The organism is Holdemanella sp. (genome assembly GCF_056804935.1).
In genome coordinates this window covers 1-12,712 of record NZ_DBMEXE010000023.1, presented here as the reverse complement: position 1 = coordinate 12,712, position 12,712 = coordinate 1, and the positions used below count along the sequence as shown (strand labels likewise).

Genomic DNA, 12,712 nt, shown 5'->3' with positions numbered 1-12,712 from the left:
GAAGTGGACCATTTTGAATTTGAAAATATGGATGACGTTATGGTTATGCCAGTATGTACTCAAGAGCCTTATTTAGATCAAAAATTGTATGGTTTTATGATTCCAAAAGATAAAACTGTTTATTATATTTCAGTAGAACATGCATTAGAGGATACAAACTTTAAAACATTGTTAGAAACAAAAGAAGTGAGTACATGGGATACAAAGGAAATGATGCATCTATTAGATCGCTATGGATTTAAATGGAATACTTTTAGTAATGACTTGCATATTGCTGGATTCTTATTGAATTCTACCGCAACAGATAGTGATGCAGTCTTAGAAGCACTTCAAATTCACCTTCCAGAATCTTTCCATGATGTATCTAAGAAGACAAAAGAGGAGCCTGCTTATAGTTTGGAAAGAGAAAAGGCAATCTATCATAGTTTGACTCAGCAACTATATGAAAAAAAGGATAAGCTTCGTGCTTCTTTAAAAGAAGAAAATGTATTGTCTTTATATGAAGATATTGAAATGCCATTAACACATGTCTTGTTTTCAATGGAACAAGAAGGTATTTCGATTCAAGAAAGTTTTTTAGATGAGTATGGAGCTTTATTAAATGAGAAATTGGATGCTCTTGCTCAAAAAATCTACTCACATGCAGGTATGATTTTTAATATCAATTCACCAAAACAATTGGCGAATGTCTTATTTGACGAGTTGAACTTAAGTTCAGGTGGAAAAAAACGTTCAACATCTGCAGATGTATTAGAGAAGCTTCGTGGAAAACATCCAATCATTGATGATATTCTTGAGTATCGAAAAATTGCGAAGGTATCCAGTACATATATTGATGGTTTGAAAAAACATATTCGTTCGGATCAAAAGATTCATACTTCTTTTAATCAGACAATGACACAAACTGGAAGACTTTCAAGTAGTGAACCAAACTTACAAAATATTAGTATTCGGGATGAGTTAGGTAAAGAAATTCGTAAGGCGTTTGTCGCCGAAGATGGCTATCACTTATTGTCTGCTGATTATTCGCAGATTGAATTAAGAATGTTGGCACATATGGCCAATGAGGATCACATGATAAAAGCGTTTAATGAAGGTTTGGATATTCATACAAAAACGGCAACTTTAATTTTTAGTTGTTCACCAGAAGAGGTAGATGAACATAAAAGAAGAATTGCCAAGACAGTTAACTTTGGTATTGTATATGGACAAACTGAATTTGGTTTATCTTCACAATTAAATATCACACGAAAAGAAGCGGGTGAATTTATGAAGATGTACTTTGAAAGTTATCCTCAGATTCACGAATATATGAATCAATTGATTGATTTCTGTAAGGAACATGGATATGTCGAAACATTATTCCACAGAAGAAGAGAGATTCCTGAAATCAACGATAAGAATTTTATGACACGAGAATTCGGTAAGCGAGCTGCCATGAATGCACCAATTCAAGGTAGTGCAGCCGATTTGATCAAGATTGCGATGTTGAAAATGGATCAAGCTTTAAAGGATGCCGATGTAAAATCAAAAATGCTTCTTCAAATCCATGATGAATTGATTTTCTTAGTGCCAGATGAAGAATTGGACTTGATGCAAAAACTTGTCAAAGAAACAATGGAAAGTGCAATGGAATTAAAGGTTCCATTAAAGGCAAGTATTAGTGTTGGAAAGTCATGGTATGAGGCAAAATAATGCCGGAAGCACCAGAAGTACAAACCGTATTAAGTACGTTGGAAACACAAATTAAAGATGTTTCAATTGAAGATGTATTGATATATTATCCTAAGATTATTGATAATGTAGAAGTAGAAACTTTTAAAAATCAATTAATTGGGCAAACATTCCATTCGTTTAATCGACTTGGAAAATATTTGATTTTTGGTCTGGATGACTATGATCTAGTTGTTCACTTAAGAATGGAAGGTAAATTTTATCTTTATAATATGCTTTGTGAGAATAAACATATTCATATAGTATTTAAATTAAATAGTGGAACCTATATGTCGTATCATGATACAAGAAAATTTGGAAGAATGTATTTGTATCCTAAAAAAGAAGATATTCATGCATATCCTTGTTTTAAAAATGTTGGATATGATTATATGGATGAAAGAGTGAATGGAATGTATTTCTATACCTGTGTTCATTCGTTAAAACGAAATTTGAAATCCTGCCTGTTAGATCAATCGATTATGGCAGGTGTTGGAAATATTTATGCGGATGAGATATGTTTTGCCTCAGGATTAGATCCTAGAAGCCGTGCCTCAAAGCTTTCAAAGAAAGATTGTGAGAAAATAGTTTTTCAGACAAAGCGAATCTTGCAGGGAGCTACACGTTTTGGTGGAACAACCATCCGTTCTTATACCTCAAGTTTAGGGGTAACGGGACGTTTTCAACTCTATTTGAATGTACATGATCAAACACAATGTAAAGTGTGTCATCATGCTATTAAAAAATTAACTGTATCACAAAGGGGGACTTATCTATGTCCAAATTGTCAAAAAAGAAAGTAATAGGAATCACTGGATCTATGGGTTCAGGAAAGAGTGAGATTTCTCGATATTTAAGAAAAAAATATCCTGTTTTAGATTGTGATCAGGTCAATGCGGATTTATTAAAAAAGGGAAATTTGGGTTATCAGAAATTAAATGATTTGCGCATTGTTGAATTGGATTCAAATGGACAAATCATTAAGGAAAGTTTAGCTTCATATATGTTTTCTAAGGCAGAACATAGAAAACAAGTGGAAGCCATCTTGCATCCTTTGATTTTTGAACAGATGCATAAATGGATTTATGAACAAGAGAGTTCGATTGTCTTTGTGGAAATGCCAATTTTATTTGAGATTTCTGCACAAGATCATTTTGACTCAATATGGTGCGTTGTGGCTGATTTAGATGTAGCCTTATCGCGCCTACAAACCTATCGCAATTTTACTAGGGAACAAGCTTTGGCAAGACTTGTATCACAGATGAATCCGGAAGAGAAGATGGCAAAAAGTGATATTGTACTGCAAAATAATGGTACGGTAGAACAGCTGCATAAACAAATAGAAGAAGCATTAAAAGAGGAGAAGGTACATGGCGATTGAAGTGCGTTGCATAGAACATTTATCTGTTGAACAAAGACAATCTTTGCATTTGTTGTATGGTCCTTTGATGGGTAAAAGTTCAATTTGTCTATATGAATTTTTAGGTTCTATTCAAAATTCTGTTGAATTAGAAGACGTATATTTACTGTTGAATATAAATGCTTCACAATTTGATAAGGCACGAAATTATTTAGAGCAATATCATTTAATTGAAACCTATGTTCATGAAGATGACATGTTGATTTTATTGTATGCTCCATTATTACCAGATAAATTTTTATGTCACGATACGTATTCAAGATTGTATTTGGCAAGTGTAGGATCAAAGTGTTTTGATAAAATAAAGGCAATGCTTCATAAAGATAAGACGATTTCTTCAGTATATACCAAAGTAGAAAGTCCTTTGGATGTTTCAATTTTAGATTCGTGGAACGAATCTAAAGAGATTGCGTACGAAAAGGTGAAACCGACAATCAAACAAAAATATGATTTTGATTTTGCGACACTCTTCAAAGGGATGGATCGGGTTTTTCCGGTACGTTATCGAACTAATGAAAATTTAGATCGTATTGCACAGATGGCACAAATATATGGAATTGATGCCAAAGATATGCGTAGATATGTGCAAAGAAGTATTAATCCTTCAACACATGTATTTGATTTGGACAAATTAAAAGAGATGGTTATGCGTAATCGTAAGGTTATGGAAACAAGTAAAGATCCATATCAGATGCCACCTGTTAAATTTTTGCAGAATAAACAAAATGGTATTCCTGTTGTGAAATCGGATCAGGCATTGATTGAACGTTTATGCACACAATTCCAGCTTTCAGTTGAAGTTGTGAATACTTTGATTGAATATACTTTGCAGCAAACACATCAACAATTTTCTAGAAATTACGTTGAAAAAGTTGCGGCAAGCTGGGTTCGCCTGGGCGTGGATTCTAGGAAGAAAGCATTGGAAATTATCAACCAAGCGCCAACAGAAAATAAAAGAGAGAAAAAAGAAGAAAAGGTTGTACTTGATGAGAAGTTCTATACGCAAAAGGAAGAAAAATCAGATACGCAAATCCAACAGGAGATGTTAGAACTTCAAAAGATGTTGAAAGAAGGTAAGTTGTAGTGAATTTAAATATTAAACTTTCAGAAGAGCAAATGATGGAAAGACAAAAGAATATTGCTCGTTTAAAAGAGAATAAATGGATTCAAATATTTCTTGAGCAGAATCATTTAGATGCATCTTTTGTAGAAGAAAATAGTGGCGCTTTGTTGCAGTGGATCAAGAGTGTGAGCGCATGTAGAAACTGTAAAGGATTGGATTATTGTGTACAGAAGATTCGTGGTAAGGCTACAAAATTAAAAATTGACGATTCTGGTTTCTTGAATGAATATTATGCTTCTTGTCAGTATGAACAAAAACGAGATCAGCAATTGGCTCATCAAAGTAAATTTCGCTTCTCTCATATGTCTTTAAATGATTATTTAATCGATTTAAATGATGCCTGCTTTTTAAGTGCTGCCAAAGAAAAAGATTATATGGCAGCTTATACCCAAAGTGTGAGTAGTATACCACTAAATCAAGGCGTGTATTTATATGGAAATCCAGGGACTGGAAAGTCTTATTTAATGAAGGGAATCTGTAATTACTATGCCAAAAATAATAAGAGTGTTTCTTTTGTACAGGTTCCATTATTGATTCAGGAATTGAAACAGTTTATGACAGATAATGAATATCGTCAAAGGGTGATGAACCATTTACGCTACAGTGATGTTTTGGTTTTAGATGATATTGGAGCTGAAAGTATTACGCAATGGACGCGAGATGAAATCTTACTTCCTGTTTTAGATGAGCGTATGAATAAAGGAATGAAAACATACTTTACATCAAATTATTCAATGGAAGAACTAGAACAGCAGTATCGTCTTGTGAATAAACCGAATAATACAATTGCGAGTCTAAGAATTCTAGAAAGAATTCGTACTTTGTCCAAACCAGTTGAATTATCCGGAAAATCACGTCGTTAGTTAATAATTTCACTTTTCAAATTAGGCGTTATGGAGTAGAATAGTTATGACAGAAATGTTTAAAGGAGGAATAGAGTAATGTTAGTATCTGCTACTGAAATGATCAACAAAGCTCACGAAGGGCACTATGCGATTGGTGCTTTCAACATCAATAACTTGGAATGGACAAAAGCTATCTTAGCTGCTGCTGAAGAAGCTAAATCACCAGTTATGTTAGGAGTATCTGAAGGTGCTGCTAAATACATGTGTGGTTTCAAAACAGTTGCTGCTATGGTAAAAGAAATCCACGATGCAATGGGAATTACAGTTCCTGTAGCTTTACACTTGGACCACGGTTCATATGAAGGTGCAAAAGCTGCTATCGAAGCAGGATTTACTTCTGTAATGTTCGATGGTTCTCACTATGCATTTGAAGAAAACTTAGAAAAATCAAAAGAAATGATCGCCTTAGCACACTCAAAAGGATTATCAATTGAATGTGAAGTTGGTGGAATCGGTGGAGAAGAAGACGGTGTCATATCTGCTGGTGAATTAGCTGACCCTCAAGAATGTAAAACTATCGCTGACTTAGGTGTAGACTTCTTAGCAGCTGGTATCGGAAATATCCACGGTAAATATCCTGCAAACTGGGCTGGATTAAACTTTGATCGTTTAGAAGAAATCCAAAACGTAACAAACGGAAAACCATTAGTATTACACGGTGGTTCAGGAATCCCTCGTGAACAAGTTCAAAAAGCTATCACATTAGGTGTTTCTAAAGTTAACGTTAATACTGAATGTCAGTTAGTATTTGCTGAAGCAACTCGTAAATACATCGAAGCTGGAAAAGACCAAGAAGGAAAAGGATACGATCCACGTAAATTATTAAAACCAGGTGCTGATGCAATCACAGCATTATGTAAAGAAATGATGGAAAACTTCTTTGGTTCTGCTGGAAAAGCTGAATAATTAAAGTTTTTAAATAAAGCAGGCTTTAAGCCTGCTTTTTGCATAATTTGGAGGGGAAATATATGAAGTCAGTTGAAATTAATGATTTATTGTCTTATCACTTTTATGGAAATTTAAAAGTGAAAGATGGAGTAAAAGTTTTTGTTGATGGAGTAGCAGCTGAAAAAGACAATGCTTATGAATATACTTTAAAATGCGTAAAGGACGATAAAGTATATGATTTAACTTCTTTTGGAAAAGAAGCAGGGTTTTATATTGAAAATGAAAATTCGGTTCTATTCTGTGGAAATCGTAAGAATATTGAAAAATCTACATCTTTATATCGTTTGGCATTGAATGGTGGAGAAGCCAAAGAAATTGCTCGCTTTGATAAACCAGGAATGAATGTTTTGGGATATTTAAACGAGAATACTTTGGTTTTGATGACTAAAGAAAAACTTGTTGAAGAAGAAAGTGATTATGAAGTGTTTGATGAGATTCCTTTCTATATGAATGGTCAGGGAATCACCAATAAACATCGTACGCATTTATATACATATAATTTAGACACAAAAGAACTTGTTTGCGTTACAGAAGGTACTTTTGATGTGTCAAACGCAAAGATTCATGATGGTGCTTTGTATTATACAGGACAAAATTGGACAAGAAAACAAGCTTTATATGAAAATCTTTATAAATATGATGGCTCTGTAAGTACAGTTGTAGATGCTAAGGAAAGAAGTATCCAAAGTTTTGATTTTATGGATGGTAAATTGGTTCTTATCGCAAGCACACATGAAAAATATGGTTTGAATGAGAATCCAAAATTCTTTGATCAAGACTTTAATTTAATTGCTGATTGGCAAGAATGTGTTGGAAACAGTGTAGGTACAGATTGTGCTTTAGTTGCAGGTAATGCGACTCTAGTAAATAAAGATGCGTTATATTTTGTTTCTACGATCTATGATCACAATAATTTGTATAAATTAGAAAATGGAAACATTGAACTTGTATTTGAATGGTCAGGAACAATTCAATCTTTCGCATTTGAAGATGACACATTATATTTTATTGGAGCTGATGTGGCAAGTCTTCAACAATTGTATAAAGTTGTAGATGGTAAAGCCGTTCAATTATCTGATTTTAATAAAATGGAAGATACATATGTGGCAGATCCTGTAGAAGTTAATTTTGGTGAAGATTTAACAGGATGGGTATTATTGCCTAAAGATTATGATGAAACAAAAAAATATCCGGCTATTTTAGATATTCATGGTGGGCCTAAAACAGTATATGGAAAAGTGTTCTATCATGAAATGCAAGTGTGGGCAAGTAAGGGATACTTTGTATTCTTCTGTAATATTCATGGTTCAGATGGACGTGGCAACGAGTTTATGGACATTCGTGGAAAATATGGAACGATTGATTATGATGAATTGATGCAGTTTACAGATACAGTCTTAGAAACATATCCTCAAATTGATTCAAGCAGAGTTGGTGTAACTGGTGGAAGCTATGGTGGATTTATGACAAACTGGATCATTGGTCATACGGATCGTTTTGCGTGTGCTGCTAGTCAAAGAAGTATTGCCAACTGGATCTCATTCTCTCAGACAAGTGATATTGGGCCATACTTTGCACAAGATCAACAATCTGCTACATATGATGAAAATCCAGAAAAATTGTGGTGGCATTCACCATTGAAATATGCACGTAATGTGAAAACACCAACATTGTTTATTCACTCTGATGAGGATTATCGTTGTCCACTTTGTGAAGGCCTACAAATGTTGAATGCTTTATTAGATCAGAATATTGAAGCTCGCATGTGCTTGTTCCATGGTGAAAATCATGATTTATCACGTACGGGACTTCCTCAACATCGTTTGCGTCGTTTAAATGAAATCACAAATTGGATGGAAAAACATTTAAAATAGATGGCTTTTGGAATTTACAATATTTTTCTAGATTATCCGGATTGAATAGGCTATAATAGATAGGCATTACCTTGAAATGGGGGAAAATGAATGGAAAAAGTCATTAAAATTGAAGGTGGACATGATTTAAATGGAACAGTACGTATTAGTGGTTCAAAGAATGCGACTGTGGCTTTAATTCCAGCATGTGTTTTAGGAAATGAGCCGGTTACAATTTATGGTGTACCTAATATTTCAGATGTACAGTCTTTGATCGTTTTATTAAATGAACTTGGTGTTTATGTTGAAAAACGAGATGAAGAAACATTATATATAGATCCTACTCATATGGAAAATATTCCTATGGTATCTAAAGCTGTTTCTAAATTAAGAGCAAGCTACTATTTTATGGGAGCTTTGTTAGGAAAATTTGGGCATGCAGAAATTAAGATGCCTGGTGGATGTTACTTAGGTCCAAGACCTATTGATTTGCACTTAAAAGGGTTTGAGGCTTTGGGTGCAAATATTCAATATGAAAATGGATGTTATATATTGGATGCGAAAGAATTAAAAGGAACAAATATTTTCTTAGATATTTCGAGTGTAGGAGCTACAATCAACATTATGATGGCAGCTGTTTACGCAAAAGGTAGAACGGTTATTGAAAATGCCGCACGTGAGCCTGAAATTATTGATATCGCAACATTATTAAATAAAATGGGTGCTAGAATTCATGGTATGGGGACAAGTACTCTTGTGATTGATGGTGTTGAATATTTAAAGGGCTGTATTCATGAAATCATTCCAGATCGTATTGAAGCAGCAACTTATGTGATTATGGCAGCCGCTATGGCCAACGACATGCGCATCGAAAATATTATTCCTCAACACCTGGAAGCCATTGTTATGAAACTTCAAGAAGTGGGAATCAATATGGAAGTTGGTTCGGATTTTATTCATGTATTTAAAACAGATAAACCTTTGAAACGTACAGAAATCTTGACAAAACCATATCCAGGTTTTGCCACAGATGTTCAACAACCATTTACTGTATTATTAACACAATGTGAAGGTCAATCTGTAGTAACGGAAACAATTTATACAGAACGTTTCAAACATTGTGCAGAGTTAAATAAGATGGGTGCTGACATTGATGTACACACACCAAGTGCGTTTATCAACGGAAAGACAAAGTTACATGGTTCTAAAGTAATTGCAACAGATCTTCGTTGTGGTGCTGGACTTGTCATCGCAGCTTTAATGGCTGATGGTGTGACAGAAATCCATGATATTTATCACATTGATCGTGGTTATGATAACTTGGACGGAAAGTTAGCTCATTTAGGAGCTAAAATGTGGCGTGAAGAGGTAGAAGATTAAAAGGTGTATGGTGACATACATCTTTTTTCTTTGTATAATCATCTTATGAACATGATGGAAATAACGGCGCAGATGCGCGAAAATAAAAAAATAGAATTCAAAGATCAATTAAAAATCGTCATTTTATTATCTGTACCTGCAATATTAGAACAATTAGTTGGAACGGCCATGAGTTATATTGATACAGCTATGGTTGGATCACTAGGTTATAAGGCTACGGCAGCCATTGGTGTTGTTGCCAGTACAACATGGCTTTTTGGAGGAATTTGTACAGCTGCGGTATTAGGTTTTTCAGTGCAGGTAGCTCAATATTTAGGGGCTGGTAAAAATAAATTGGCTAGACAGGTAGTATGTCAGTCGATTCTCTTTAATATCATCTTTGGTTTATGTATGGCATTGGTTGTGGTAGCATTCAGTTTTTATTTGCCAAAATTATTGGGAGCAGACCCATCAATTTGTAGAGATGCCACTTTATATTTGGCTATAGTAGGTGCTTTTATTCCATTTAATATGATGGCGATGTTACATTCAGGAATGTTAAGATGTTCAGGGAATGCCGTGCTTCCAAGTCTTATGAATATTTCAATGTGTGTATTCGATGTTATTTTTAACTATTTCTTTATTTATATACTAAATTTAGGCGTTGCCGGAGCTGCACTAGGAACGGGAATGGCGCAATTGGTTGTAGGCTTTATCTTAATGTATATTGTAGTCAAAAAGGAAAAATCATTACGACTTCTAGGTGATGAATCGTGGAAATTTGATAAAGATATCTTGAAGAATGTAGTGAATCTTTCAATTCCAGCAGGCCTTGAAAGAGTGACACTATCTTTAGCTCAAGTTGTGATGACGGGTGTCGTTTCAGGGATGGGTGCAATCAGTGTGGCTATTAATTATGTGGCTGTTTCAGCAGAAGGATTATGTTATTTGCCAGCTTATGGAATTGGTGGTGCTGCAACTACATTGGTTGGACAAAGTATTGGGGCCAATCGAAAGGATATGGCAAAACGATTTGCGTATTTAACAACCTTATTATCTTTTGCTCTAGTGATATTTATGAGCGTTATCATGTTTGTGTTTGCACCATTTTTGGCTACAACACTAACGAATAGTCAAGAAGTTATTGATGGAGCTAGTGAGTGCTTAAGGATTGTTTCTTTTTCTGAACCATTATTTGCGATTAGTATTGTAGTAATGGGGGCATTACGTGGGGCCGGAGATAGTAAATGTCCTTTTGTTCTAAATGCGTTGAGCATGTGGGGAATGCGTGTTTTACCAATTATTATTTTCACAAAACGATATGGCGTTATTGGTGTATGGGCCACAATGACTTTCGAACTGGTATTTAGGGGTATTATATTCTTGATTCGTATGGTTCGAGGCAAGTGGTTAGATCAAAATTCAGTTAAATAAAAAAATTGAGTGGAATTTCCACTCATTTTCTTATTCACCAGGATTTGATTTTAATACTTTACCTGTATTAAATAATTCAGCGGCTCTTTTAGCAGCTTCTAAACGATCTTCTTCGTTTTTATAATCAACATGAACTGTATAGCAGCCACAATCCATGCATTGTGCATAGAATCCGTTTCCTTCTTCTTCTAGAATCGAACCACCTTCACATAGAGGGCATTCGTGTAAATCAACTAATTCATCAATGTTTTGCATAAGAATCCTTCCTTCTTTTATTCTTATCTATTGTACAATCAAATGCTAAGAAAGTTAAGAGAAATTTAAGGTTTAATAAAGGAATGAAATGATATAATACATCGGTAACAATAAGGGGATGTTATTATGGATCAAAAGGATCGTGTCTTTACACCTGCATTTGTTGCGAATTTATTTTTGATTGCAGGAACTGTTTTCTTGCTTTTAAAGGGGAAAATAAACGCATATGTAGGGTATGATGGTGCGATGCATGATGGTACTGCCTTACTGCTGATTGGCTTAGCTTTAGTATGTATTGGCGCAGGTATTTGGATCATGGTATGGATCAATAAGAGGATGAATCGTTTGTGATTTATCCTTTTATTATTTTCTTGTGATAATTTCATTTTCTTAATACAATAAATATATAAGGAATAATTGTATGAAAGATAAACGAAAAAGACATATTTCAAAAATGATACGCTTTTTAATGACGGTTTTAACCAGTGCTTTGATTGTGCTGATTTTAATCATCATTTTAATGGTATCTCGAATTCAAGGAACGGCTCGCGTTGTCAATTATGCAGGATTGGTACGTGGAAAAACACAGCGAATTATTAAATTGGAAGATGCAGGAATGCCGCAAGATGAAATGATTGCGGATGTGGATGGATATATTGAAGGACTTCGTTTTGGCAGTGAAGAATTAGATTTGGTTTCGTTAGATGACAAGGCTTTTCAAGCTAAAATGGAAGAATTAGATGCGTATTTTGATACTTTAAAACAAGAGATTGATCTTGTTCGACAAGTTGGATATGAGAATACGAATATTATTCAAAAGAGTGAAACTTTCTTTTCTCTATGTGATGTGGCCACAGGGCTTGCAGAAACATATGCACAAAGAATCGCAACACGTTTAGGACAATTTGAAGCGTTGACAATCATTGATATTGTAATTCTCATCTTTATGATTTTGTATGAACTTTTTAAAGCTTTCCATTATGCGAAGGCGAATCGAGAATTAAAAAGTAAAATATATTTAGATGAAGCTACAGGATTGCCAAATAAAAATAAGTGTGAAGAGATTTTAACTTTAGAAGCTGAACAAAATATGGCAATCTGTGTGTTTGATTTAAATAATCTTAGAATCATCAACAATCAACAAGGACACGAAAGAGGGGATTTATACATCAATTTGTTTGCGAAAAGTCTTCGTAACGGTGTGGATGAAAATCAATTTGTAGGTCGCTGTGGCGGTGATGAATTCATTGCCTTCTTTAAAAATGTGACAAAGGAAGATGTAAAAAGAAATTTAGAAAATATCAAAAAAGAATGTGCTAAATGTTCAGAAATTCCATTAAGTTATGCGGCTGGTTTTGCGTATTCAAATGATTTTTCAAAATTAACAATGCGCGAATTGTTTTGTCAGGCAGATAAAAATATGTATATTGATAAAAACCAGGCGAAAATCAATGAGGCTACAGAAAAACGTGATTTGATTCTTCGTGTTATACAACAATTAAAAGATAAAGGGTATAATTTTTCGGATTGTATTTATTGTGATGCTAAAATCGATGCATATTTTACTTTACGGGCTAGCTATTCCTTTTTCTTAGCAGAAGATGGTATCTACTCGGGTGCAGTTGAGCAAATTCTAAATGAATTGTTTGAAGAGAATAAGAAGGAAGAGTATCGTCATGTGTTACAGCTTGACTATTTAAAT

12 protein-coding genes are annotated in these 12,712 nt (G+C 34.2%); 11 read left to right on the top strand and 1 reads right to left on the bottom strand.

Going from position 1 to position 12,712, the window contains the following annotated elements:
- From polA to ACZQCL_RS02210, 9 genes are all read left to right on the top strand, one after another.
- Positions 1-1,695: DNA polymerase I (gene polA, locus ACZQCL_RS02250; RefSeq protein WP_482481757.1), on the top strand; the 1,695-nt coding region annotated here is incomplete at its 5' end.
- A complete protein-coding gene (gene mutM / locus ACZQCL_RS02245; RefSeq protein WP_117925054.1) occupies positions 1,695-2,516 on the top strand; it encodes a DNA-formamidopyrimidine glycosylase in 822 nt (273 codons plus the stop codon). The genes polA and mutM, both read left to right, overlap by 1 nt.
- Positions 2,489-3,094: a dephospho-CoA kinase gene (gene coaE / locus ACZQCL_RS02240; protein WP_117925056.1), complete on the top strand. Its 606-nt coding sequence runs from the start codon at positions 2,489-2,491 to the stop codon at positions 3,092-3,094. The genes mutM and coaE overlap by 28 nt, the downstream gene beginning before the upstream one ends.
- Positions 3,084-4,217: a DnaD domain protein gene (locus tag ACZQCL_RS02235; protein WP_227993868.1), complete on the top strand. Its 1,134-nt coding sequence runs from the start codon at positions 3,084-3,086 to the stop codon at positions 4,215-4,217. Before coaE ends, ACZQCL_RS02235 begins: the two co-directional genes overlap by 11 nt.
- Complete coding sequence (locus tag ACZQCL_RS02230) at positions 4,217-5,119, top strand: ATP-binding protein (RefSeq protein WP_337532583.1); 903 nt, start codon at positions 4,217-4,219, stop codon at positions 5,117-5,119. Before ACZQCL_RS02235 ends, ACZQCL_RS02230 begins: the two co-directional genes overlap by 1 nt.
- A 78-nt stretch (positions 5,120-5,197) precedes the next feature.
- Positions 5,198-6,067, top strand: coding sequence for a class II fructose-1,6-bisphosphate aldolase (fba, locus tag ACZQCL_RS02225; RefSeq protein ID WP_227993864.1), 870 nt, complete (start codon positions 5,198-5,200; stop codon positions 6,065-6,067).
- A gap of 62 nt (positions 6,068-6,129) precedes the next feature.
- Entirely contained in the window at positions 6,130-7,983 is a 1,854-nt protein-coding gene (locus tag ACZQCL_RS02220; protein ID WP_227993862.1) for an alpha/beta hydrolase family protein, read from the top strand.
- Between the two features lie 90 nt (positions 7,984-8,073).
- Positions 8,074-9,342, top strand: a complete 1,269-nt coding sequence (gene murA, locus ACZQCL_RS02215) for a UDP-N-acetylglucosamine 1-carboxyvinyltransferase (protein WP_482481756.1) — start codon at positions 8,074-8,076, stop codon at positions 9,340-9,342.
- A 51-nt stretch (positions 9,343-9,393) separates the two neighbouring features.
- The gene (locus ACZQCL_RS02210) at positions 9,394-10,755 is read left to right on the top strand and encodes an MATE family efflux transporter (protein WP_482481755.1); all 1,362 of its coding nucleotides are present in this window, start codon (positions 9,394-9,396) and stop codon (positions 10,753-10,755) included.
- Positions 10,756-10,785: 30 nt separating this feature from the next.
- On the opposite strand, the gene ACZQCL_RS02205 is transcribed toward ACZQCL_RS02210, so the two are convergent.
- A complete protein-coding gene (locus tag ACZQCL_RS02205) occupies positions 10,786-11,010 on the bottom strand; it encodes a Lar family restriction alleviation protein (protein WP_117571665.1) in 225 nt (74 codons plus the stop codon).
- Between the two features lie 126 nt (positions 11,011-11,136).
- Between ACZQCL_RS02205 and ACZQCL_RS02200 the strand changes: the two genes are divergently transcribed.
- Both ACZQCL_RS02200 and ACZQCL_RS02195 read left to right on the top strand, forming a co-directional pair.
- Positions 11,137-11,361, top strand: coding sequence for a DUF3955 domain-containing protein (locus ACZQCL_RS02200; RefSeq protein ID WP_227993858.1), 225 nt, complete (start codon positions 11,137-11,139; stop codon positions 11,359-11,361).
- Between the two features lie 70 nt (positions 11,362-11,431).
- A partial coding sequence (locus ACZQCL_RS02195) for a GGDEF domain-containing protein (protein ID WP_482481754.1) occupies positions 11,432-12,712 on the top strand: 1,281 nt, incomplete at its 3' end.

Bases quoted from the DNA above. Each gene is read 5' to 3' on its own strand.
- ACZQCL_RS02235 (WP_227993868.1), top strand. From the start codon at position 3,084: ATGGCGATTGAAGTGCGTTGCATAGAACATTTATCTGTTGAACAAAGA.
- coaE (WP_117925056.1), top strand. From the start codon at position 2,489: ATGTCCAAATTGTCAAAAAAGAAAGTAATAGGAATCACTGGATCTATG.
- ACZQCL_RS02220 (WP_227993862.1), top strand. From the start codon at position 6,130: ATGAAGTCAGTTGAAATTAATGATTTATTGTCTTATCACTTTTATGGA.
- ACZQCL_RS02200 (WP_227993858.1), top strand. From the start codon at position 11,137: ATGGATCAAAAGGATCGTGTCTTTACACCTGCATTTGTTGCGAATTTA.
- fba (WP_227993864.1), top strand. From the start codon at position 5,198: ATGTTAGTATCTGCTACTGAAATGATCAACAAAGCTCACGAAGGGCAC.
- mutM (WP_117925054.1), top strand. From the start codon at position 1,695: ATGCCGGAAGCACCAGAAGTACAAACCGTATTAAGTACGTTGGAAACA.
- ACZQCL_RS02210 (WP_482481755.1), top strand. From the start codon at position 9,394: ATGATGGAAATAACGGCGCAGATGCGCGAAAATAAAAAAATAGAATTC.
- murA (WP_482481756.1), top strand. From the start codon at position 8,074: ATGGAAAAAGTCATTAAAATTGAAGGTGGACATGATTTAAATGGAACA.
- ACZQCL_RS02205 (WP_117571665.1), bottom strand. From the start codon at position 11,010: ATGCAAAACATTGATGAATTAGTTGATTTACACGAATGCCCTCTATGT.